The 21,056-nt window shown below is 36.4% G+C and carries 19 protein-coding genes; 3 read left to right on the forward strand and 16 right to left on the reverse strand.

Going from position 1 to position 21,056, the window contains the following annotated elements:
* Positions 1 to 79 precede the first annotated feature (79 nt).
* The 6 genes from dapB to udk form a co-directional block, all read right to left on the reverse strand.
* On the reverse strand, positions 80 to 781 hold the full coding sequence (gene dapB / locus ACEN2N_RS12995) for a 4-hydroxy-tetrahydrodipicolinate reductase (protein WP_441824728.1): 702 nt from the start codon (positions 779 to 781) through the stop codon (positions 80 to 82).
* A gap of 2 nt (positions 782 to 783) precedes the next feature.
* Entirely contained in the window at positions 784 to 1,425 is a 642-nt protein-coding gene (locus ACEN2N_RS13000; protein ID WP_441824729.1) for a DUF5683 domain-containing protein, read from the reverse strand.
* Positions 1,418 to 2,326: a ParB/RepB/Spo0J family partition protein gene (locus ACEN2N_RS13005; RefSeq protein ID WP_441824730.1), complete on the reverse strand. Its 909-nt coding sequence runs from the start codon at positions 2,324 to 2,326 to the stop codon at positions 1,418 to 1,420. The genes ACEN2N_RS13000 and ACEN2N_RS13005 overlap by 8 nt, the downstream gene beginning before the upstream one ends.
* A 2-nt stretch (positions 2,327 to 2,328) precedes the next feature.
* A complete protein-coding gene (locus ACEN2N_RS13010; RefSeq protein WP_441824731.1) occupies positions 2,329 to 3,102 on the reverse strand; it encodes a ParA family protein in 774 nt (257 codons plus the stop codon).
* 189 nt (positions 3,103 to 3,291) lie between these two features.
* Positions 3,292 to 3,624 (reverse strand): FtsB family cell division protein, encoded by a 333-nt coding sequence (locus ACEN2N_RS13015; RefSeq protein WP_133673608.1) that lies wholly within the window; start codon positions 3,622 to 3,624, stop codon positions 3,292 to 3,294.
* Positions 3,624 to 4,238, reverse strand: a complete 615-nt coding sequence (udk, locus tag ACEN2N_RS13020) for a uridine kinase (RefSeq protein ID WP_441824732.1) — start codon at positions 4,236 to 4,238, stop codon at positions 3,624 to 3,626. Before udk ends, ACEN2N_RS13015 begins: the two co-directional genes overlap by 1 nt.
* A 107-nt stretch (positions 4,239 to 4,345) precedes the next feature.
* Here udk and ACEN2N_RS13025 point away from each other — a divergent pair, with 107 nt between their 5' ends.
* A complete protein-coding gene (locus tag ACEN2N_RS13025; protein ID WP_441824777.1) occupies positions 4,346 to 5,569 on the forward strand; it encodes a multidrug effflux MFS transporter in 1,224 nt (407 codons plus the stop codon).
* A 141-nt stretch (positions 5,570 to 5,710) separates the two neighbouring features.
* Here the strand turns inward: ACEN2N_RS13025 and acs are convergent, their stop codons facing one another.
* From acs to nagB, 9 genes are all read right to left on the reverse strand, one after another.
* Positions 5,711 to 7,618 (reverse strand): acetate--CoA ligase, encoded by a 1,908-nt coding sequence (gene acs / locus ACEN2N_RS13030; RefSeq protein ID WP_441824733.1) that lies wholly within the window; start codon positions 7,616 to 7,618, stop codon positions 5,711 to 5,713.
* Between the two features lie 71 nt (positions 7,619 to 7,689).
* On the reverse strand, positions 7,690 to 9,384 hold the full coding sequence (locus ACEN2N_RS13035; RefSeq protein WP_441824734.1) for a sodium:solute symporter family protein: 1,695 nt from the start codon (positions 9,382 to 9,384) through the stop codon (positions 7,690 to 7,692).
* Positions 9,385 to 9,418: 34 nt separating this feature from the next.
* Complete coding sequence (locus tag ACEN2N_RS13040; protein WP_303599669.1) at positions 9,419 to 9,679, reverse strand: DUF4212 domain-containing protein; 261 nt, start codon at positions 9,677 to 9,679, stop codon at positions 9,419 to 9,421.
* A gap of 132 nt (positions 9,680 to 9,811) precedes the next feature.
* On the reverse strand, positions 9,812 to 10,888 hold the full coding sequence (locus ACEN2N_RS13045) for an anhydro-N-acetylmuramic acid kinase (RefSeq protein WP_441824735.1): 1,077 nt from the start codon (positions 10,886 to 10,888) through the stop codon (positions 9,812 to 9,814).
* A gap of 6 nt (positions 10,889 to 10,894) precedes the next feature.
* Positions 10,895 to 11,722 carry a CPBP family intramembrane glutamic endopeptidase gene (locus tag ACEN2N_RS13050; protein WP_441824736.1) on the reverse strand — a complete coding sequence of 276 codons (828 nt, stop codon included), beginning with the start codon at positions 11,720 to 11,722 and terminating at the stop codon, positions 10,895 to 10,897.
* Positions 11,719 to 13,284 carry a glycoside hydrolase family 3 protein gene (locus ACEN2N_RS13055; RefSeq protein WP_441824737.1) on the reverse strand — a complete coding sequence of 522 codons (1,566 nt, stop codon included), beginning with the start codon at positions 13,282 to 13,284 and terminating at the stop codon, positions 11,719 to 11,721. The genes ACEN2N_RS13050 and ACEN2N_RS13055 overlap by 4 nt, the downstream gene beginning before the upstream one ends.
* Positions 13,277 to 14,551 carry an MFS transporter gene (locus ACEN2N_RS13060; RefSeq protein ID WP_441824738.1) on the reverse strand — a complete coding sequence of 425 codons (1,275 nt, stop codon included), beginning with the start codon at positions 14,549 to 14,551 and terminating at the stop codon, positions 13,277 to 13,279. The genes ACEN2N_RS13055 and ACEN2N_RS13060 overlap by 8 nt, the downstream gene beginning before the upstream one ends.
* Complete coding sequence (locus tag ACEN2N_RS13065; RefSeq protein WP_441824739.1) at positions 14,535 to 16,070, reverse strand: glycoside hydrolase family 10 protein; 1,536 nt, start codon at positions 16,068 to 16,070, stop codon at positions 14,535 to 14,537. Before ACEN2N_RS13065 ends, ACEN2N_RS13060 begins: the two co-directional genes overlap by 17 nt.
* A 58-nt stretch (positions 16,071 to 16,128) precedes the next feature.
* Positions 16,129 to 18,057 carry a glucosamine-6-phosphate deaminase gene (gene nagB, locus ACEN2N_RS13070; protein ID WP_441824740.1) on the reverse strand — a complete coding sequence of 643 codons (1,929 nt, stop codon included), beginning with the start codon at positions 18,055 to 18,057 and terminating at the stop codon, positions 16,129 to 16,131.
* A 204-nt stretch (positions 18,058 to 18,261) separates the two neighbouring features.
* Between nagB and ACEN2N_RS13075 the strand changes: the two genes are divergently transcribed.
* Positions 18,262 to 19,011 (forward strand): DeoR/GlpR family DNA-binding transcription regulator, encoded by a 750-nt coding sequence (locus ACEN2N_RS13075; protein ID WP_441824741.1) that lies wholly within the window; start codon positions 18,262 to 18,264, stop codon positions 19,009 to 19,011.
* A 4-nt stretch (positions 19,012 to 19,015) separates the two neighbouring features.
* A complete protein-coding gene (gene murQ / locus ACEN2N_RS13080) occupies positions 19,016 to 19,828 on the forward strand; it encodes an N-acetylmuramic acid 6-phosphate etherase (RefSeq protein WP_441824742.1) in 813 nt (270 codons plus the stop codon).
* A gap of 92 nt (positions 19,829 to 19,920) precedes the next feature.
* Here murQ and ACEN2N_RS13085 read toward each other — a convergent pair whose 3' ends face one another.
* Positions 19,921 to 21,042: a PQQ-dependent sugar dehydrogenase gene (locus ACEN2N_RS13085; RefSeq protein WP_441824743.1), complete on the reverse strand. Its 1,122-nt coding sequence runs from the start codon at positions 21,040 to 21,042 to the stop codon at positions 19,921 to 19,923.
* Positions 21,043 to 21,056 lie beyond the last annotated feature (14 nt).

Here is a 21,056-nt window from a genome sequence, read left to right on the forward strand (position 1 = left end):
TTGAAATAGTATGAATTTTTTTGATGCTATTAAGTCATCAATAATTCATGAGTCTTAAAGATTGTTTTTTGTTACGTTTTTAACCTAGGTTTAACACATCTCTCATAGAGAAAACGCCTGTTTTGCCAATGATCCATTCAGCTGCGGTTACTGCGCCTAAGGCAAAACCTTCTCTGTTGTGAGCAGTATGTTTTATCTCAATACTGTCAACAATACTATCATAAGCTACGGTATGTGTACCTGGTACAGTGCCAATTCTTTTAGATGTAATTTTTAGAGTTTCTTTAGCTGCACTTTCTAATTTCCATTGCTTATAATTAGAGTTTGCAATTACACCTTCTGCTAATGTTATGGCTGTACCGCTGGGGGCATCCAATTTTTGAGTGTGATGTATTTCTTCTAATTCTACATTATACTCTCGTAGATTTTGCATCATTTTTGCCAAGTAATTATTCAGCTCGAAAAAAATGTTTACTCCTAAGCTAAAATTAGAAGCATATATAAATGCTCCTTTTTTTTCATTACAAAGTGTAATAGCATCATCGTATTTGTTTAACCAACCAGTGGTACCTGATATTATTGGTACATTGTTATGTAAACATTTGGTAATATTACCGAAAGCAGCTTCTGGCATACTGAAATCAATAGCAACATCCATAGTGCTAAAATCAATATTTTCAGAATTTTCGTCAATTTTGGCGACAATTTCATGACCACGATTTAGAGCTATCTGCTCTATCATATGTCCCATTTTTCCGTATCCGAAAAGTGCGATTCTCATTCTTAAAATTTTATAATTAATGCCATTCCGTAATTAGGACTGTTGGTTATCTGGTTGAAATCAAAATAAGGCTCAAAATCTATACTTAGGTCATCGTCAATATTGAATTGTTTTAAATGTGCATCTACATTGGCATCTACTATATTTAATACATACATACCAATTGCAGCCACTAACCAAAGGTCGCGGTCATTTTGAAAACGCTCTTGCTGATTTTCTAATCTGTCTACATCGAAAAGAGGTAATGTGCCCTCACCATTAAATTCATCATCGGTAAAGCCGGCTTGTCTTCTTATGAATGCTGTTCTGAAACGTTGATATTGGTCATTGTTCCAACTATACATGTATGCACTACCGCCAATAAGTCCCCAAGCAATAGGTGCTTTCCAATAGCGCTTGTTATAAATTTGACCGGCACCTGGTAAAATAGCAGAGTAAAATGCAGCTTTACTAGGTGCTAACGGATTGAATTCTTTTTTAGCTTTTTTGAAGGAAACGGAATCTTTAAAAACGACACCTTTTTTTGCAAGGTCGCCCTTTACACTATCTATTTCAATTTTAGCTATAGAATCTTGCTCCTCTTGAGAAAAGGAGAAATTAATGAATAATAATAATGTACTAAATAATGAAAGATAGCTACGCACCTGTTATCAATTTTTTGATACGGTCAAATTCCTCTTGAGACTTAAATGGTATGGTTATTTTGCCTCTTTCGTTATCAGTAGATTTTATATCCACTTTTACCGATAAGGCATCAGTAAGTTCTTTAATACCCTTACGTACAAAAACAGAAGCTTCTTTTTGAGCTGGCTTTGCTGTTTCTTGCATAGGCACATCATCAGCATGATACGCTTTTACGGCACTCTCTGTTTCTCTAACAGAAAGATTGTCAAATATTATTTTTTCGTAAAGAGAAATTTGATCTTGCTTTTTGTCAATATTAACTAAAGCTCTACCATGCCCCATACTTAAAAAGCCATCTCGCATTCCTGTTTGTATAATCGGGTCTAATTTCAACAACCGCAAGTAATTGGCTATTGTTGACCGTTTTTTACCAACACGCTCACTCAATCTTTCTTGTGTAAGATTAATTTCGTCTATAAGACGTTGGTAAGAAAGTGCAATTTCAATGGGATCTAAATCTTGTCGCTGTATATTTTCGACCAACGCCATTTCTAATGACTCTTGGTCATTAGCAATACGAATATATGCTGGTATGGTTTCTAGACCTAAAAGTTTAGATGCACGATATCTTCGTTCTCCAGATACTAATTGATACTCGTTGAAACCTAATTTTCTTACGGTAATAGGTTGAATTACACCAAGTTCTTTAATAGAGGCAGCTAATTCTTTTATAGACTCATCATTAAAATTAGAACGAGGTTGAAACGGATTCACCTCAATGTGTTCTAAATCAAGTTCAATGATATTACCAACTACTTTATCTGCATTTTTATCTGATGCCGTATTTATATCATTATCCGGGTCTTTTAAAAGAGCCGAAAGGCCTCTGCCTAAAGCTTGTTTCTTTGTCGCTTTTGCCATACTTAAACCGTCTGCTTATTTTTTTTGACTATCTCGTTAGCCATGTTCAAATAGTTTGTTGCTCCTTTACTTGCAGCATCATATTTGATTATACTTTCTCCATAACTAGGAGCTTCACTTAATCTTACATTACGTTGAATTACAGTTTCAAAAACCATATCACCGAAATGCTTTCTTACTTCATCAACTACTTGGTTCGATAATCGTAATCTAGAATCGTACATGGTCAACAACATGCCCTCAATATCCAAATCTGGATTGTGCAATTTCTGAACACTCTTAATTGTATTCAGTAATTTACCTAGACCTTCTAATGCAAAGTATTCGCATTGAATTGGTATAATTACCGAGTCTGCAGCTGTTAACGCATTCAAGGTCAGTAACCCTAATGATGGTGCGCAGTCAATTAATATATAATCATAATCTTTTTTAAGGTCTATAATAGCCTTTTTCATCATGTACTCACGCTCCTCTTTATCTACCAATTCTATTTCAATGGCAACAAGATCGATATGTGCAGGAATAAGGTCTACATTTGGGGATGTTGTAGGTATTATAGTTTCCCTCGCGGTTCTGGTATGTTCCATCAGTTGGTATGAACCTAGTTCAACACCATCTACATCAATACCTAACCCAGAAGTTGCATTTGCTTGGGGGTCAGCATCGATTAATAAAACCTTTTTTTCCATTACACCTAAAGAGGCAGCTAAGTTAACTGTAGTGGTAGTTTTACCTACGCCTCCTTTTTGATTGGCTATAGCAATAATCTTGCCCATGTTCAAAGTAAGTTAGGTGGTAAAAATACAATTATTTATGGGGCTAATGAAAGCTTTTTGTTAACACTAAGTGAATAAGCGCCGAGTTTTCATTAATTAAGCGTTAAACTTTTAATTATGAAATGGTTAAGTCGCTGATTATTGTGTAGTATGTAGAAAGTGTAAAACTTATTAAAATGATATTAAAAACTATTCTTTATCCTTCAGTTTTAGACTATCCTCGTATTCGATAAGGTAAATTTCTTCGTTCTTTTTCTTTAGGTAGTATTCCTCTCGAGCAAAGCGCTCAAGCTCATCTTCATCAGATAATTTTTCAATAATCTTTTTATCCCTAGCTATTTCATCCTTTAAGAAATCTTGGGTTTTCTCTAATTTTTTTATTTCCTTTCTTAATTCTAGATGAATTAAAAGTGAATTGGTGTCAAAAAAAAGCATCCAAACAACAAAAACGGACAGCACCAATACATACATATTGGTCATGATTTTGAACCATTTTTTTTGTTTTAAATCTTTGAATGCCATTATTCTTGCATGATTTTTTCGTTGATGATACTCTTTACAATTTCAACGGCAACCGTATTGTATTTATTATTCGGAATTATAATATCTGCATACTCTTTTGTTGGCTCAATAAACTGCTCGTGCATTGGCTTAATTACAGATTGGTATTTTTCTATAGTTTCATCTAAATTCCAGCCTCGTTCGTTTACATCTCTCTTTAATCTTCTGATCAGTCTTTCATCGGTATCTGCATGTACGAATATTTTAATATCGAACATTTTACGAATGGCAGAGTTGGTCATTATTAAAATACCTTCTACGATGATAACTTTGGTAGGGTGCGTAAGTATGGTCTTTGCAGTTCTATTGCATTCTAAAAATGAATATACCGGTTGCTCTATAGATTGTCCGTTTTTTAGGGCGATCAAATGCTGTTCAAGAAGTGCAAAATCTATTGAACTTGGGTGATCAAAGTTGGTTTTTCTTCTTTCTTCTAGCGATAAATGAGATAAATCGTTATAGTATGAATCTTGTGAAATTACCCCAACTTCTTCATTTGGTAATTCATTTATAATTTGATTTACTACAGTAGTTTTTCCACAACCCGTTCCACCGGCGATACCTATAATCAGCATACAATTCAATTTATTGCAAAAGTACATATTTGAATTTCAAAAAACCCTAAACTCAAAAATCAACTTTTAATAACATTGCATGAATTGTTAAGCCTTATTTTTGCATGATGCAGAATGAACAGGTAAAACCGAATTTTGAGTTTGTTGCATTAATGGCTTCCTTAATGTCAATTGTTGCGTTAACTATTGATGCAATTTTACCGGCGATAGCCGATATTGGTGTATCTATAAATAGTTTGGATCCCACACAGAACCAATTATTGGTTACCATGATTTTTTTAGGTTTGGGAGTAGGGCAGTTGTTCTTTGGTCCACTATCAGACAGTCTGGGTAGAAAACCAATTGTTTACTTCGGTTTTACCGTTTTTTTGGTAGCAAGTATCATTTGTCTATTAGCCCCAAATCTCGAAATTATGCTGGTTGGACGTATACTGCAGGGTGTAGGTTTATCAGCGCCAAGAACTATAAGTATTTCTATTATTCGAGATACCTATCGCGGCGATTATATGGCAAAAATTATGTCATTTGTCACGGCTTTTTTTATTCTCGTACCTGTTGTAGCACCAGCTATAGGTAAAGCGGTTATGGGTTTTACTGGCTGGCAAGGTATTTTTTATTTACAGTTGTTTTTTGCATTGGTAGTGGGGATTTGGTTTTATAAAAGACAGGAGGAAACATTGAAGCTGGAATATAAGGTGCCTTTTTCGTATAATGTATTTATAAAGGGTACTAAAGAAATATTTAAATATAAAGAGACCGTTTCTTGTACCATGATTTCGGGATTTATTACAGGCGCATTTTTGGTGTATTTAAGTTCTGCTCAACATGTTTTTGAGGAGCTTTACGGATTGACCGAAACTTTCCCTTATGTGTTTGCAGGGTTGGCACTTTCAGTCGGATTTTCGACCTTGATGAACGGAACTTTGGTGCTGCGTTTTGGTATGCGAAATTTATCATTTGCAGCTTTGGTAGCATTTACTTCTATTGCCTTGTTGTATACTTTGTTTTTTTTCGGTTCTAAAGATCCTAGCATTACTGTCTTGTTAATATTTCTTTCGCTATTGTTTTTATGCTTAGGATTTATTTGGGGAAATATGAGATCCATTGCAATGGAACCTATTGGACATATTGCCGGAATAGGTGCTGCGATTACCGGATTCATTTCTACCATTCTTTCTATACCGATATCCATATTCGTGGGTAGCTTTATTCAAGATTCGGTTTGGGCACTTTTTGCGGGCTTAGGTGTATGCGGACTCATATCTGTAGTGCTGTTTATGACCTTTAAAACACGACCTCTTTTTGCTAGTAATCGTGCATTTACAAATTGATCATAGATTATTTTTATATATCTCTGAGTTTAGTTTTATTTACAATCGAGGTTTTATGTAATGAATTAAAATCCATCAGAATCACGGTTAAATGATTCTGATGGATTTTATAATTATTCATCTTGAGAATTGAATGTTCTTTTATAACGAATTATCCATAATTTCCTGAACAATTTCAGGATTTAGTAACGTGCTTGTATCTCCTAAATTACTGGTGTCGTTACTGGCAATTTTTCGAAGAATTCTACGCATAATTTTACCGCTGCGTGTTTTAGGTAGTCCGTTTACAAACTGAATTTTATCTAGTTTAGCAATAGGACCCACATGTTCTGTAATCTGCTGATTAATTTCTTTTCTTAGATTATCGCGATCTCTACTTTCACCTGTTTCCTTTAAAATAACATATCCGTAGAGTGCATTTCCTTTTACATCATGTGGAAAACCTACAATAGCAGATTCCGCAACTGCCGGGTGCTCATTGATAGCATCTTCAATTGGTGCAGTCCCTAAATTATGACCAGATACAATGATGACATCATCTACACGACCTGTAATTCTATAATATCCTACGGCATCTCTTAAAGCCCCATCACCTGTAAAATACATGTTTTCATATGCTGAAAAATAGGTGTCTCTATAACGATCATGATTTCCCCAAATAGTTCTTGCGATCGATGGCCAGGGGAATTTAATACATAAACGACCTTCAACTTGATTTCCTTTTATCTCTTTGGCATTCTCATCCATCAAAGCGGGTTGAATGCCAATAAATGGTAGCGTTGCGTAAGTCGGAGTGGTGGGGGTTACATACGGAATAGGGGTGATCATTATACCGCCAGTTTCAGTTTGCCACCAAGTATCAACAATAGGGCTGTTCTTTTTACCCACATTATTATTGTACCAATGCCAAGCTTCCTCATTTATAGGTTCACCTACTGACCCTAATACTTTAAGACTCGATAGATCATATTTTTCAACATATTCTAAGTTCTCTTTTGCTAATGCTCTAATTGCAGTTGGCGCTGTATAAAATTGGTTTACTTTATGCTTTTGGACCACATCCCAAAAACGACCAAAATCTGGATACGAGGGAACGCCCTCAAACATCAAAGTCGTTGCTCCGTTTGCTAACGGGCCATAAACAATATACGAGTGTCCTGTAATCCATCCAATATCGGCAGTACACCAATACACATCATTCTCTTTATATTGAAATACATTTTTAAAAGTATATGCTGTATACACCATGTAACCAGCTGTAGTGTGGACCATCCCTTTTGGGGTTCCTGTTGATCCCGAAGTATATAGAATAAATAACGGGTCTTCAGCGTCCATAATTTCGGCTACGCAATCTGCATATGCTTCATCAAGTAATGGTTGTAGCCATTTATCTCTTGTTGGTTCCATATGAATATCAGAACCTGTACGATTTACGACCAAAACATTCGCTACGCCAGGGCAAGCTTCTAGAGCTTTATCAACAATACCTTTTAAATCGATTGATTTATTACCGCGAAAAGATCCGTCTGACGTCAGTATAATTTTACAGTCAGAATCATTAATACGAGTTGATAGTGCATGCGATGAAAAACCTGCGAATACCACCGAATGTATTGCGCCAATACGTGCACATGCTAAAAGTGCTACCGACAATTCAGGAATCATCGGTAAATAAATACATACCCGATCACCTTTTTTAACGCCATGATCCAATAAAACATTTGCCATACGGCAAACGCGCTCGTGTAATTGCCTATAGGTAATATGAAGTGCTTCTTCCTCAGGATTGTTGGGCTCGAATATGATTGCCGTTTTTTCACCTCTTGTTGGTAAATGACGATCTAAACAGTTTTCGGTAATATTCAATTTAGCACCTTCGAACCATTTGATTTCGGGCTTCTTGAAATCCCAACTCAGCACATTGTCCCAGCGCTTACGCCAAACAAAATGTTCTTCGGCAATTTCTTCCCAAAACGCTTCAGGATTACGGACCGATTTTCGATAGACTTGATAATACTCCTCGAGATGTTTAATGTGGTAATTACTCATGGTATGCGTTAATTTGATATGCAAAGGGTGTTGAATACCTTTGATTGTTGTTGAATGTTGATTTGTTTCATTTAATGTCCTGTGGCTTCACCTGCACCACTGGGTATTCTTATATTTTCTACAATTTCTTGAACATTTTCAGGTGGCTCTGGGGTAAATTGTAAAACAATAATTGCTACAATAAAGTTAGCAATCATAGCGATACTACCAAACCCTTCTGGTGAAATACCGAACCACCAATCTTCAGGAGTTCCGCCACCAAACCAGCCGAATTTAAACTTGGTCATATAGTAAAGCATTAGAACGATACCGACTACCATTCCGCTAATGGCTCCTTCTTTATTCATTTTTTTATAAAATATACCAAGAACTATTGCCGGGAAGAATGATGCCGCTGCCAAACCGAATGCCAGTGCTACCACGGCAGCTACAAATCCAGGCGGATTTATACCAAAATAACCTGCGATAACTACAGCAACTGTTGCTGCGCCTCTAGCTACCCATAATTCTGCTTTGTCAGAAATATTCGGTTTAAATACTTTCTTGACTAAATCATGAGAAACTGAAGCTGAAATAACTAACAATAGACCCGCCGCTGTTGAGAGTGCTGCTGCCAATCCGCCAGCTGCTACCAAAGCAATTACCCATGCAGGTAAATCTGCAATTTCAGGGTTCGCCAGTACCATAATGTCATTATCTATGGTTAACTCGTTTTTAGCTTTGTCGGCTACATATTGAATTTTGCCATCTTTGTTTTTATCGTCAAAAGATAATAATCCGGTTTCTTCCCAGTTTTTAAACCAAACTGGCATACTAGTATATTCTTCGTTACTAACGGTATTAATAAGATTAGTCTTCGCGAATACAGCAACAGCCGGTGCCGTAGTGTATAGAATAGCAATTAACAGTAATGCTAGTCCGGCAGATTTGCGTGCATCTTTTACTTTTTTAACGGTAAAGAAGCGAACGATTACATGCGGTAACCCTGCGGTACCTACCATTAATGCTAGGGTGATGGCAAAAATATCGGTTAAAGATTTAGAGCCGTCGGTATATTCGTTGAACCCTAGTTCAGTTGATAATCCGTCTAATTTATCTAGTAAAAATGTGCCAGAGCCATCAGTTAAAGTTGATCCCATACCTAATTGGGGAATAGGATTTCCGGTCATTTGAATAGATATAAAAATGGCAGGAACCATAAAGGCAAAAATCAGAACACAGTACTGAGCTACTTGTGTATAGGTGATGCCTTTCATTCCGCCTAAAACAGCATAAAAAAGAACGATAATCATACCTATAATTACCCCAGTGTCAATGTCTACTTGTAGAAATCTTGAAAATACTACGCCAACGCCACGCATTTGTCCTGCCACGTAAGTAAATGATACAATCAGCGCGCAAATTACAGCCACAATACGTGCTGTTTTTGAGTAGTATCTATCACCAATAAAATCAGGGACTGTGAACTTCCCGAATTTACGTAAATAGGGAGCCAAAAGTAAAGCTAGTAATACATAGCCACCTGTCCAGCCCATCAGATAAACAGAGCCGTCATAGCCAGCAAAAGATATAATTCCTGCCATGGAAATGAATGATGCTGCAGACATCCAATCGGCTGCAGTTGCCATACCATTTGCAAGTGGTGAAACTCCGCCACCGGCAACATAAAAGTCTTTCGTGGATCCGGCTCTTGAATATATTGCGATTCCTATGTAAAGAGCGAAGGTGAGTCCTACTAAAATATACGTCCAGGTTTGAACACTCATAATGTGGTTTTTTTGGTGGTTGATGGTTGTGCTGTTATTCGTTGTAGCCGTATTTTTTATCCAACTTGTTCATGAGTCTTACATAAACAAAAATTAGAATTACAAATACATAAATAGATCCTTGCTGCGCAAACCAAAAGCCTAATTTGAAACCACCTATTTTAATAGTGTCTAAAGCTTCTTTAAATAGAATGCCCGCCCCAAAGGATACAACGAACCAAATAGCCAATAAAATGAATAGGTACCTAACATTTTCTTTCCAGTAAGCGGTTGCTTTCTTTTGTTTTTCTGACATGTCTATTTCGGTTTTTATGAATTGAATAACCTTGATTTAATCACACGATACTTCAAATAAAAATTAGTTTGCTTCAGCGATTAATTGCCGGGTCTTTAAATCTCGATTACCGAGTAAATTAGGTAAAAAAGTTTAATTGGGTATGAACAATACTCCGCTTGAGGAATCTTTTTTTGCACCAGTGACAGATGAGAGTACATTTGTTAATTGCTCAACCCTTAATACGCCCATTAGCGCAAATACCAAAGCTTCTTTGAATTCTATGATTATCTTTTCTGGCACAACTACTTTTGTCGTCTCGCCTAATTTTTGCTGTAAAGTTTCTATTAAAAAGGAGTTTAATGCGCCACCACCTGTAACCAGTAATTGCTGCTTATGATGTTTAAAATTCAGATTGATTTGTTGTGCTACCTTATCACATATATGGTGAATAGCTGTATGAAGTAAATTTTCGATGGTATCATGGGTGTCTTCAACTATAGGAACCACTTCGGCTAAAAACCATTCATAACCGATGGATTTTGGATGTGGTAGTAGGTAGTATTTTAAATTGTTTAACTGCTCTAACATCTTACGGTTTATGTTACCCGAACGCGCAAGTTTACCATCTTCATCATATTCTAAATCTTCCTTTCTGGTGATATAATTTAAAATCATATTTGCCAAACCGATATCATAAGCTATTCTTTTATCTTTTACCTCAAAAGATACATTACTGATACCACCAAGATTTAGACAATAATCATATTCATTGAAAAACATGCGGTCACCTATAGGTACTAATGGTGCGCCTTGCCCGCCAAGTGCCAGGTCATTTGTTCTGAAATCTGCAATTACTTTAATACCTGTAACATTAGCTAAATGTTGTCCCGAACCTACTTGAAAAGTAAGACCCATTTCTGGTCTGTGATGGGTGGTATGACCGTGACTAGCGATGTAATCTACTTCTAACTTGTTCTCGTTTATAAATATTGAGGTTTGCTCACCAAGGTAAGTACCATAAGTGTTATGTAATTCTATAAGTTTTTCTGCGGATAAACTAATAGCATCTTTAAGGGTGTTCAACATTTCTGATGAATACTTAACACTTTTTGTTTCTTTAATATCAAACTCCCACACCCCATTTTTCTCCCAAATGTGGCAATGGGCAAGGTCAAGACCATCTAATGATGTGCCCGACATGAGACCAATAATTTTATATATTTTCATTTGCAATCAATTGGTTTTTTTTTGATAATAATAGATGATTAAAAACACTAAAATTAATTCGGTGACTAGAGAAAAAATAGAGCCTTCAAAGCCAAATTGACCTCCATTAATTTTATTGTTTTCAGGAACCGTAAATTCAATAATACTATAAATATCTTGCCCACTAACATTAAAACCAAGTAATGATTGAAAGAGATTCCAGCTAAAATGGAATGCTATTGGGTACCATAAATTTTTCGTATACATATATGTTGCGCCCAAAGCCATGCCGGCCAAGAAAAGCCCAAGTAAACTAAACAAGCTAATATTAGGGTTGGCGCCATGCATTAACGCGAAAATTGCAGAAGCAACTATTAATGCAACATATTTGTTAAATGAGAGCATTAGGTTTTTTTGAATATATCCTCTAAACAGCACTTCTTCTAAAATTGCTACTAGTGTGAATAACACCGTGGTTAAAAACAATTCTTGGAAATTAAAATTTAATTTAGAGAATACAATCTCTTTTGAAGCTGCTAAGCCAAAATAGGCAATAGTCATAATTATTAACCCAAATAATATGCCTATCGCAATATCCTTTTTTCTGTTTTTAATTTGAAGTCCTACTTCTATAAATTTTTCTTTGTCTACAAATTTCATAAAAAGCCATATGAGTAGAAATGTACCTAAGAAAGAAAAAGCTGTCGTTATTACGTATTGAATGGTTGTTTCTTGATAGTCTATATCGCCCATCGGCACGTCTGCAAGTAAAGCACCCGCAACTTGAAATAAACCTACTATTAGAAAGTAGGGTATTATGATTGCTAAAACTCTTAACCATCCATTATGATTCATAGGTTTTTTTCAATATTAAATGGCAATTTTCCTTTTGCTTCCAAAGTGCCCAAAAAATGTTCGGTTGCCACATCTTGGAACTCTTTAAAATTCTGATACGCAATTACGGTAGCAGTGGTTTTTTCGGTACTAAAAAACTTCAATGCATACGGATTACCGAAGTAATACAGAACAACATTTTTAGAAGCTAACAGTTCGTTTATAAAATCGATTTCGGCATCAAAGAATCCGAAGTTGTTAGTCGGTTTTATTTGTGGCGGAGTTAATAGAAGTAAGATTTCGGTTTCCTGTTCAACTTCTTTTTTCATTTCTAAGATATTATCTAAAATATCTTGCTTCGTTTGGTCGGTGCCAAATCGTTTTATGGTCAACGTACAGAAATTTGTTGTTTTAAATGCTGCGATCTCTGCAGCAGTACCATGATGTAAAGTCAGTGAGTTTTCTGCTATTTTTCTATTTAAAGAACTTGGGTCGGTCAGTTCAAGAGTTGAATCTTCTTTTGTAGTAGCTTTTTCTTTCAGCTGCCAAATGCGTTCAATGCTTTTATTAATCTGATCTTCAGTGGCATTTTTTAAGATATGCTGAATGCCTTCTTCTATATGTTCTGCAAAACATAATATATCATTTCCAGCGTCAAATGCGAGCCATTCTAATTCTCCTTTAGTAGGATAATTTTTAGATACCGCATGCATATTCAGCGCATCGGAAATAACAACACCGTCAAAACCCATTTCATTACGTAATACTCCTGTAATAATATCTTTATTTATGGTTGAAGGTAACTCTGGACTAGTGGTTAAAGCGGGAACGGATAAATGCCCTACCATAACAGAATCTACACCTTCGTCTATTAATTTTTGAAAAGGATACAATTCATTTTCAATAAGTTCTTCTTTCGATTTATCAATAACGGGTAAACCCAAATGCGAATCTGTAGCGGTATCGCCGTGACCCGGAAAATGTTTAATACTTGTAAGTATATTTTCGCTTTGGGTACCTTTTACAAAAGCAGTTGCCATCGTAACTACATTACTCTTGTCATCACCAAAAGATCGATACCCAATTACGGGATTATTCGGATTCACATTGACATCTACCACAGGCGAAAGATTCCAATGAATACCAGCCGCTTTACAATCTTTGGCAATCTGCTTACCAACTTCAAATACTAAGGCTTCGTTATCAGTATTTGCTCCTAAAGTAATTGCATATGGGTATTGGGGAGTATTTTCTATTCGCATGGCTAATCCCCATTCGGCATCAATGGAAATTAGTAGGGGATAGGTCGCTGCTTTTTGATATCTTTTGATCCGGTTTTTTAAAGTGTTAAAACTATTCTCGTTTATAACTACCTTCTTCTTGCCTTCAAAATTAGTCGCCGCACTTGCTCTGGAGTGAAAGAAGCAGAGTCCGCCAACGTGGTGTTCAGAAATTAGTTTTTCTAATTGCTGTATTTCTTCTTCTGTATCATTTATAAAAGCTGCGGGCATAAAAAGCTGTCCGACTTTCTCGGTCAAAGAGAGTTTTTCTATAGCTTCTTTTGTAGGTATTATTTTATTCATTGGGAGCTGTTGTTTTTTTACCGAAATCTGCGGGATAAGAAATGAACTTTAATAAGAATAGCGCAGGTAAGGCAGCAATAACTACCCAAACGAAAAACCCGTCATAACCCAGCCATTGTTGAATATAACCACTAACCATGCCTGGTAGCATCATGCCCAGCGCCATAAAGCCTGTGGCAATGGCATAATGTGATGTTTTAGACTTGCCGTCTGCAATATAAATGAGGTACATTAAAAATGCAGCAAAACCGAATCCGTAGCCGAATTTTTCAAATATAACGGTTGCTGTAACTGCATAAATATTGGTGGTATCGGTGACTGCTAACACTGCGTATAGAATATTTGGTAAATTAAGCGAAAGAACCATGGGTAACATCCATTTTTTTAGTCCGTCCCTAGAAATTAAAATTCCTCCTAAAATTCCACCTATAGAAAGAAAGATAACTCCCGCTGTACCGAAAATAGTACCTAGTTGTTCTGTAGAATATCCTAATCCACCTTTATCGGGGGTATCCAACAAAAACGGAGAAGCCATTTTTACCAATTGAGATTCACCCAAACGATAGGTAAGTATAAACGCTAGCGCAATGCCGATACCTGGTTTTTTGAAAAAAGAAGTAAATACTTCTAAGAACCCTGCAGGCTTTTCTTTTTCTTCGGTGCTTTCAGATTCGTACTTTGGTGTGACAAAGAAGTTGGCAACTGTCATGACCAACATTAGAAATGCTGCTGCCGACATGGTTACGCTCCAGGCTTTGGTATTGTCACCATATTTGTTCTCTAAAAATCCCGCTAAAACAACTATTAATCCTTCACCGGTGACCATCGCTAGTCTGTAAAAAGTACTTCGCATACCTACAAAGAAAGATTGTTTCTTTTCGGTCAAACCTAACATATAATACCCGTCTGATGCTATATCATTGGTTGCAGAGGCGAAAGCGGCCATCCAAAAACAGGCTAATGATGATATAAAAAACATGTTAGTCGGTAAGGTCAACCCAACGCCCAATAGTGAAATAGCAATTAACAGTTGCATAGCTAAAAACCATTTACGCTTAGTACTTTTTAGATCTACAAACGGACTCCATAATGGTTTCAATACCCATGGTAGATACAATAAACTGGTGTATAGACCAATGTCTTCGTTGCTAACGCCTAATTTTTTATACATAATTACCGAAACGGTAACTACCAAAACATACGGCAACCCTTGTGTGAAATATAAAACTGGAACCCATGCCCAGGCGCCCTTATCTTTTTGAATCATTTTTAAGATTGTTCTTTAGGTTGATGACCGTTGGTTTCGTTTCTGCACCATAAAAATCAATAAAGCTGATACTGTAAAATGATCTACGGTAATCTGATTTTGATATGCGAATGGAATTAGAATTCGCTATCACTAAATTTTTAGATAGTAATTTTTTAATAGAATATTCCTCTTTTACCTTTCTGCCAGCCTTGTACAGAAGTGCATAACGCAAGCCTCTTAAGTCATCGTATTCTAAAATGACCTCATCAGCATTTATAGAAACATCTAAAAGTTTGGGTGTCGTAGAAATATGATTTTTTGCCAACGAAGAAATAGGGTTCAAAGCAGGTAACTTGTAATACTTCTTGTGAATATATTCAACAACATCATCGTTGTCGTTCATTAGAGATTTGGCACTGAACATAATGTTACCCTGAATTTCCGGAGTCTCTCGTGCAAGTACTAATTGGTTAGGAATCTCTTTAATATCATCCCAAGCTTTATCGCTGTTGTTTCTGATTTTATATGGACCGTTACCAACATATAGGTTAGTACCATAATTGTTTTTAGCCCACCAGTCTACAATTTTGGTGTGCGATGCTACTGGCAGATCCATACTCCAATAAACTTGGGGAGCTAGGTAATCAATCCACCCTTTTTCCATCCAAAGTAGCGGGTCTGCATATAAATCTTCATAGGTGGTTTGCCCTGCTTTAGTATCTGATCCTTTTGGGTCGGTCGAATTGTTTTTCCAAACCCCGAACGGACTAATACCGAACTGTACCCATGGCTTAATCGATTTTATAGTATTGTGAGATTCACGTACGAGAGAATCTATATTGCTACGTCGCCAGTCATCAATAGTCTGATCTTTCTGTGCGTAAGTTGCAAATGCTAAAGAGTCATTAAAAACTTCATTGGTTATTTTATAGGGATAGAAATAATCATCGAAATGAATAGCATCTACATCATAGGTAGCAACCAATTCTGCAATGATATTAGAAAAATGCTTGCGTACCTCTGGTAGCCCAGGGTTGTAATAGTTTTTTTTGCCATAATGCACGATCCACTCTGGATGTTTACAGTAATCATGGGTTTCAGAAAGTATTTCGAAATTTTCATCGAAAGTTGCTCTGTACGGATTTAGCCATGCGTGAAACTCCATGCCACGTTGGTGAGCTTCGTTAATCATCCATTCAAGAACATCTGTATTCCATTTTGGTGCTGTGCCTTCATCACCCGTTAGAAATCGAGAATATGGCGCGTAATCAGATTCATAAAAAGCATCTCCTGCAGCACGTACTTGAACGATTACAGCATTGTAATTTTCTTTTTCATAAAAATCTAGAATTTTAAGGTAGTCCGCTTTTTGTTTCTCAGAAGTATCATTGCCATTTTTTGGCCAATCTATATTGACCACCGTAGCGATCCATACGCCTCTAAACTCTCTCTTCGGATGTTTTTCGTATGATTGAAAAACTCCGCAAGAATTAAGAAGTAAAAGAAGTAGAACGAGTAGTGTTAATTGTTTTGTCATAAATGTAAAAAAGGCCCATTTTAAAACTAAAAATAGGCCTTTTAATTCAATTTAGTTGTTAGTTGAATTTATGTCTTACAAAGGCTTCCATTGCGGCGTATGATGATAAGCCCATTGCTTTGTATTTATTGGCAGTGTCACGATTTCTTTCTTCTGCACGCATCCAGAATTCTCTTGAATCATCACCTTGAAACATCACTCCGTCTTTTTGAGATTGGTGACAGAAAATAGCATATCGCTTTTTCAATACTTGCCCCGGACTCATTGGTACTGCCATTTCAATTTCGTTGATGTCCCACTCATGCCAAGCGCCTCTGTATAACCATAACCAGCAATCTTTCATGAATGACTCTGATTTCAATTCTTCGCATGCTGCAAATACAGCATCTAAACAAACCTTGTGTGTACCATGTGGATCGGCTAAATCGCCAGCGGCATAAATTTGATGAGGTTTTATCTGTTTGATAATATTTACCACAATCTTAATATCTTCATCAGATAAGTTTTTCTTCTTTATCGTACCTGTTTCATAAAAAGGAAGATCTAAAAAGTGTACGTTATTATCATCAAGCCCCATGTATCTGGTAGCGGCATATGATTCCCCTCTTCTTATTTTTCCCTTTAAATTTCTAACTTCTGGAGCATCTATGCGTGTTTCGTTTTTCTCTGCTATAGATTTTATAATATTTTTAGCCTCATCTGACGGATTAATTTGCATGGCTATCTCAGCATATTTTCTAGCATCGGTATCTGAAACTGCAATGTTGCCAGAAGTTTGATATACAATATGTACATCATGACCTTGCTCGACTAATCTGTCAAAAGTGCCGCCCATAGAAATAACATCATCATCTGGGTGCGGACTAAAAATGATTACTCGCTTTATAGCCGGTATAGCTCGTTCTGGTCTGTGGGTATCATCAGCATTTGGTTTGCCGCCTGGCCAACCTGTAATGGTATGTTGTAATTTATTGAACATTTCAATATTTAGATCATAAGAATCGGCTAAGGCTAAAAGATCGGCCATACCGTTATCATTATAATCTTTATCTGTCAGACTTAAAATAGTTTTGCCTGTAGTTTCACAAAGCCAAACCATGGCTTTAGCCTTTAACTCCTCGTTCCATTCGCAAGCATCAACTAACCAAGGTGTCTTATTTCTAGTTAATTGGCTACCTGCACCTGTATCTAAAACAAAAGTACAATTGTCATGTTCTTGCAGATAGGTTGCCGGTACATGAGATGAAATATCGCCTTCTATAGTTTTTTTAATGATACCAGCTTTGTTTTCTCCCCAGCCCAATAAAACAATTCTTTTGGCTTTTCGTACTGTGGCAATCCCCATGGTAATTGCTTTTCTAGGTACATTGGCTATTCCTAAGAATGAAGGTGCTGCATCTACTCTTGTGATGTGATCTAAAGTAATTACCCGTGTTCCAGAATTAAAATGTGATCCTGGTTCATTGAAACCTACATGCCCCGTTCTACCAATACCCAGTAATTGAAAGTCTAAACCGCCATGCTCTTTTATTTTACGATCGTAGCTTAGGCAGTATGCTGTAGTTTCTTCATTACTTACGGTGCCATCTGGTATATGAATATTTTTTTCAGGAATATCTACATGATTAAAAAGATGCTCATGCATGAAGTAAAAATAACTCTGTATGTTATTCGGCTCCATCGGTAAGTATTCATCTAAGTTGAAAGTGATAACATTTTTAAAACTTAAACCTTCTTCTTTGTGCATACGAACCAATTCTTCATAAACCCGTATTGGAGAAGAACCAGTTGCTAAACCTAAAACGCAATTTCTCTTTTGTCCCTGTCTCTTTTTTATTAAAGCAGCAATTTCATGAGCTACGACTATCGAAGCTTCATTGGAGTCTTCGAAAATGACATTATGAATTTTTTCGAATCGGGTTTCTTCGAACTGACCAATCGGTTTGTGGGTGATGTCGATCTTGGAATTTTTTATAGCTGTTTTCATGAGGTTGTGGTAGATTTTTAGATTTTTAAATCATGCAAATATATGCGTTATTTTTATTAGATGCAGTTTTTTGCAATAAATATTGCTGTATTTTGCTGTTAATTAATAATTAATTTTTGTTTTGGTAATATTAACGACATAAAACAGCATGTGTTAAAAATCATTATCTTTGTGATAATCACAAGTACATAAAGTTGCTATTACATGCTAAAAGAAGAACGTCAACAAACCATTTTAAGTGAAGTTGACTTACATAATAGAATACTTATAACAGATATTGCCGAGGCTTTAGACGTATCAATTGATACTATAAGGCGTGACGTTAAAGAGCTTGATGCAGAAAATAAATTGCGTAAAGTTCATGGTGGTGCAATCTCTATGGGCTACATGACCAATAGTGCAAGAAACACTAATATATATAAGATAGAAGATAAGGCGGCAATTGCGGTGAAGGCAGTTAGTATGCTGCGAGATGGTGCCGTTATTTTTTTAGATGGTGGTACTACGTGTATGGAGCTTGCAAGAATTATACCTGAGAATTTAAACCTTACTTGTTTTACGATTAGTTTACCGGTTGCTATGGAATTGTCTCATAAAGCAAATATTAATGTAATTTCTATTGGGGGACAAATTTCGAAGGAAGCACAAATTGCTATTGGCGCAAATGCCATTCATCATCTATCTGAGATACGATTTGATTATAGCTTTATCGGTACAGGATATGTTGATGCAACCTACGGATTAACAGAATTCGATTGGGATATTGTACAAATCAAAAAAGCGGTGATTAAAGCTTCTAAGAAAACGGTCTTATTATCTATCTCTGAAAAACTGAATTCTCAACACCGCTATAAAACGTGTGATATTAATTCTATTAATACCATGATCACAGAATTAAAGCCCGATGATGCATTGCTAAAGGCATTTAGAAATCACGATATAAAAATTTTATAAGTATATGGATTACAAGAAAATTACCGAAACTCCGTCGAACCACGACAATTTAGAGTTGATGAATACTACTACTATTCTTCAAAAAATGAATGAGGAGGATAAGAAGATTGCCGATGCAGTAGAAAAAACGATTCCGCAAGTAACGAAGCTTGTAGATGCCTTAACAGAAAGATTTAATAAAGGCGGAAGATTATTTTACATAGGTGCAGGTACCAGTGGTAGATTGGGAATTCTAGATGCTTCTGAGATTCCCCCAACTTTTGGTATGCCGCATGAACGTGTGGTCGGTTTAATTGCTGGTGGTGATACTGCCATTAGAAAAGCAGTTGAAAATGCCGAAGATGCTACCAAGCAGGCATGGATAGATTTAAAAGCTCATGATATTAATACGTATGATGTGGTAGTCGGTATAGCTGCCTCTGGTAGTACACCCTATGTAATTGGCGGATTGGAAGATGCTAAGAAAAACGGAATATTAACGGCTGCAATTACCAACAACCCTGGTGCACCAATTGCTAGAATTGCTGATATACCTATTGAGATTAATGTAGGTCCGGAATTTCTTACCGGTAGTACAAGAATGAAAAGTGGTACGTCTCAAAAACTGGTATTAAATATGATATCTACCGCTTTAATGATAAAAATTGGTAGAGTTAAAGGGAATAAGATGGTGAATATGCAATTAAGCAACGATAAGTTGGTTGATCGTGGTACGCGCTATATTATGGAAGGGCTGAATATTGAATACGCCGCCGCTGAAGCTTTATTGAAAAAGCATGGCTCCGTTAAGCTGGCTATTGATGCCGGTAGGGGGTAAGTAGCTCTTCTATATTTTATGATACTATAAAAAAAGGTCTGTAACCATGTTTGATTACAGACCTTTTTTGATTTCGAGTGCTTGCTATTATGCTACTTTTTCGGAATTAGTTTATAAATACCTTTTCCTTCAACGGCGACATAAATAAAACCATCTGGACCTTGTTTTACGGCACGTACTCTACCTAGTCCGTCCATTAATTTTTCACGTGTAGTTACTTTGTTTCCATCCATTACTAATCGTTCTAAATATTGAAAAGCCAAGGATCCTACTAAAAGGCTCCCTTTCCAATTTTTGTATTTATCCGTAGTTACAAACTCCATTCCGCTAGGGGCAATAGACGGTACCCAATAATGTATAGGTTGCTCCATGCCGCTCATCTCTGTTTTATCGGTAATAGGGGTGCCGCCATAATTGATTCCGTAGGTGACTAAAGGCCATCCGTAGTTAGCTCCTTTCTTAATGATATTAATTTCATCACCACCTCTTGGTCCGTGTTCGTTATCCCAAATTTCTCCTGTAACTGGATGCTTTATCAACCCTTGCGGATTTCGGTGTCCGTAACTGTAAATGGCAGTCTTGGCGCCTTTTTCGCTTATAAACGGATTGTCTTTCGGTATACGCCCATCGTCGTGTAAACGGTAAATTTTACCACCATCTCTTTTAATGTCTTGCGGGTTAATATCTCTATCGCCGCGTTCTCCAATAGAAAAGAAAAGATATCCATCATTATCAAAAGCAATTCTAGATCCAAAATGTTGCCCTTTTGTAGTATTCGGTACCGCCTTATAAAGTACTTGTGTTTCGGTCAAAGAATTGTTCTTCAATTTTGCTCTCATCAATGCGGTATGTCCGCCCTTTTCATCTCCTTCTACTGATGCATACGTAAGGTAGATCCATCCGTTTTCTTTGTACTTAGGGTGAAGGGCAACATCTAATAATCCGCCTTGACCTCTATTATATACTTCAGGTAAATTACCGATTATCGTTTTTTTTCCATTTTTAAAATGAATCAATTTACCTTCTTTTTCAGTGATTAAAATACTATTGTCAGGAAGGAAGGTAAACCCCCATGGAATATGTAGCTCATCGACGAACAGCTCAGTTGTAAAAACCGACTCTTTTGGTGTAGTTACTTTGTTATCAGTATTTTGTGCGCAAGAAAAATTAAGCGTTATAACGAATAAAAGGTTGAAGATGATACTATTTTTCATATACGAGCGTTAGA

It is taken from the genome of Maribacter spongiicola, from assembly GCF_052119685.1.
GTDB classification, from domain to species: domain Bacteria; phylum Bacteroidota; class Bacteroidia; order Flavobacteriales; family Flavobacteriaceae; genus Maribacter; species Maribacter spongiicola_A.